The organism is Mucilaginibacter angelicae, assembly GCF_042434235.1.
GTDB classification, from domain to species: Bacteria; Bacteroidota; Bacteroidia; order Sphingobacteriales; family Sphingobacteriaceae; genus Mucilaginibacter; species Mucilaginibacter angelicae.
Genome location: NZ_JBHLTS010000050.1, coordinates 1 through 3,643 on the forward strand (window position 1 = coordinate 1; position 3,643 = coordinate 3,643).

Sequence of the window (3,643 nt, forward strand, 5' to 3'; positions counted from 1 at the left end):
TATGTGATGTCTTCAGCGCAGCGGCGTTTGTGGGTATTGTGCCAGTTGGAAGAAGGGAATGCGGCGTATAATATGTCGGGTGTACATGTTTTTGAAGGAGTTCTTGAGGTTGGGTGTTTATCATCGGCATTTGGGAAACTGATCGGCCGTCATGAGGCCTTGCGTACGGTTTTCCGGGAATCAGCTGGTGGAGATGTGCACCAGTATATACTGCCGGCCTTTGAATTCAGGATCCGGGAGACCGACCTCCGTTCGCTTGCAGACCAGGAAGACGTATTGCGGGTATTGGTTCAGGAAGAGTCGGTACGTGGTTTTTCGCTGAGTGCAGGCCCTCTGCTTCGTGCGCATATATACCAGCTGAGCGACACGCGGTGGGTTTTTGTGTATGTGATGCACCATATCATCAGCGACGGGTGGTCGATGGGGATTTTGATCCGGGAGCTGCTGTTTTATTACAACCAAATATTATCGGGGAGTTCGGCAGCCTTACCGGCTTTGGGGATCCAGTACAAGGACTATGCATGTTGGCAGCAGGAAGCGCTTCACGGGGGCTCATTTTCGATATCCCGTGCTTACTGGCTGGACCGTTTTTCGGGCCCGCTTCCTGTGCTGGAGCTTGCGGGGGACCGTGCCCGTCCAGGTATAAAGAGCTATAACGGCGGAGGCTTGCACCGGGTGATCAAGGGCGAAGTTCTTCAGCAGTTGAAAAGTTACAGCCAGGAGCAGGGCGGTACGTTATTTATGGGGCTTTTAGCCGGTGTAACGGCGTTGTTGTACCGTTATACGGGCCAGGAAGATATCGTGATCGGCAGCCCTATAGCTGGGCGTTCCCATGCGGACCTGGAAGACCAGATCGGTTTTTATGTGAATATGCTCGCGCTTCGTAACCGTTTTAGTGGTTCTGCGGGTTACGGTTCGCTATTCGGGGGTGTTCGGGAAACGACATTAGGAGCGTATGAACACCAGCAATACCCTTTTGATGAGCTTGTAGAGGAAGTTTATCAAAGCGGTGACCTGAGCCGTCATGCGCTGTTCGATGTAGTTGTTGTGCTGCAGAATACGGATAGTCCGGGGGGTAAAGGAGAAGGGCTTGGAGATGTAAAAGTAAGCGGATACAAGGACCGCAAGCGTGTAGTGAGTTTGTTCGATCTCCGTTTTGACTTCCGGGAGTTAGGGGATGAGCTTCACGCGACGATAGAATATAATAGTGATATTTATGACGATGACCGGATCTCGCGGATGGCATCGAACCTGGAGGAGCTGTTAATTTCGGCGATGTCAGACCCGGAGTTGCCGCTGTGCAGGCTGGACTATATCAGCGAAGGGGAAAAGGCGTTGTTAGGGCTGTCGGGCGGAGCTTGTTCCTATCCGGCCGATGAGACGCTGGTGAGCCTTTTTGAGCGATCGGTTCAGGAGCACGGGGCATCTGTAGCGGTGGTGTCCGGTCCGGCGCGTTTGAGTTATTCGGGACTGAATAAGCGGGCCAACCAGATCGCGCATTTCCTGCTGAGGGAGGCAGGTTTACGTAAAGAAGAGGGCGTAGGGATCCTGCTGGACCGCGGCCTCGATGTGGTGGCCTCGATGCTTGGGGTCTTAAAAGCAGGGGGGATGTACATTCCGATGGAAGGAGGGATTCCCGAAGAGCGGCTGAAGTTCATGGTATCCGACAGCGGCGTTCGCGTGCTGATAACCAGTAAAGCCTATATCGAGACAGTGAACCGGGTGCAATGGTGCTCGGAGCAGTTTGAGCACTATTTATGCATAGACAGTGAATCGGTTTATGATCAGGAGGAAGAGCGGGAGAACGTGATGATGAACCAGGAGCTGTGGGACCATGTTGGGGAACAGGCCTCCGATGCGATCACCGGAGGTGGCTGGACGAGCAGTTTTACGGGGGAAGCGCTGTCGGAAGAGGAGATGGAAGAGTATGCGATGAATGTATACCGTAAACTGTCGGCAGGTTTACATCCCGGGCTGCGCGTGCTGGAGATCGGTTGTTCCTCCGGGCTGACCTTAAGAAAGATCGCTCCGTTCGTTTCGTTATATTATGGAACAGACCTGTCCCCGGTGATCCTGGAGAATACGCGGGAGATGGCCGCCCGGGAAGGTTTGGGAAATGTAAAGTTGCAATGCCTGGCGGCGGACGGTTTGTCGGACCTGGAAGAAAGCGGTTTTGACCTGGTGATCATCAATAGCGTTATCCAGCATTTTCACGGGCATAATTACCTTCGTAAGGTGCTCCGTTCGGCGATCGGGTTATTAAAAGAAGATGGGGAGATCTTTATCGGTGATGTGATGGACATTGACCGCAAACGGGCGCTGCTCAGCGACCTGGAAATGTTTAAAGCAGCGAACCATGGCCATGGGTATGTTACCAAAACAGATTTTTCCTCAGACCTGTTTGTATCGCGGCACTTTTTCAGCGATCTGCGGTATGATGAACCAGCAATAAGTGAAGTGAAGGTAAGTGAAAAGCTGCGGACGATAGAGAACGAGCTGACACTTTACCGTTATGATGTACAATTAAAAGTATCGAAGGGCGGCCGTAATGCCATAACAGAGAGGCGGCATAAATATCAATATGATCAGCGTGTTGTGTCTGGGCAGCCGGAGTTTAACCCTGGAGTAGGGTTGAACAGTTCGGGGCTTTGTTATGCGATCTATACCTCTGGTTCGACGGGGGTTCCAAAAGGTGTGCTGATCGAGCACGGGAATGTTGTCCGGTTGTTTAAGACGGATGCCCCTTTATATGATTTCGGGAGTACGGATGTGTGGACGATGTTCCATTCGCCGGGCTTTGATTTTTCGGTATGGGAGATGTACGGGGCGCTGCTGAACGGCGGTCGGCTGGTCATTGTTCCGCGTGAAGTTGCGCAGGATAGCCGTTTATACCTGGATCTGCTGATCGGGGAGGGCGTTACGGTACTGAACCAGACCCCATCGGCCTTTTATGGCTTGATCCGTGAAGCGTTGTCCTCATCGGTACCGGAACACTCGCTCCGGTATGTGATTTTCGGAGGGGAAGCGCTAAGCGCCCCGATGCTTTCGGAGTGGTATAAGCGTTACCCTGAAATCCAGTTGGTGAATATGTACGGTATAACGGAAACCACGGTTCATGTGACGTATAAAAGTATCGGCTGGTCGGAGATAGCGTCCAACAGCGCGGGTATCGGGGTCCCGATCCCGACGTTAAGCTGTTATGTACTGGATGAGCGGCAGCAGTTACAGCCGCTTGGGGTACCGGGGGAACTGTACGTAGGCGGGGCCGGAGTGGCGAGGGGTTATTTGAACCGCGAAGAGCTGAGTGCTGAGAAATTTATCGCCAGCCCATTCAGGGCCGGCGAACGTTTATACCGCTCGGGGGATAAGGTCAGCCAGTCCTCGGGAGGGGAATTAATATACCATGGCCGTTTAGACGACCAGGTAAAGGTGAGGGGTTACCGGATCGAATTAGGGGAGATCGAAAGTGCGCTAAACGGTCACAGTGATGTAAGCAGCTCGGTTGTACAGGCGCTTGATCTGGGCAGCGGCGAACGGGAGCTGGTAGCGTACGTGGTAAGCGGCACACTGCTGAATGTGCCGGAGCTTCGTCAGTACCTTCAGGAACGCTTGCCGGGCTATATGGTACCGGGCCATTATGTAC

At 53.1% G+C, this 3,643-nt stretch carries 1 protein-coding gene and 1 pseudogene; both read left to right on the forward strand.

Going from position 1 to position 3,643, the window contains the following annotated elements; translation table 11 throughout:
- Window positions 1-6: 6 nt before the first annotated feature.
- Window positions 7-1,329 (forward strand): annotated as a pseudogene (locus tag ACFFGT_RS19255) (condensation domain-containing protein); the annotation flags it as partial.
- 126 nt (window positions 1,330-1,455) lie between these two features.
- The coding region (locus ACFFGT_RS19260) for an amino acid adenylation domain-containing protein (protein ID WP_377024142.1) at window positions 1,456-3,643 on the forward strand (2,188 nt) is incomplete at its 3' end.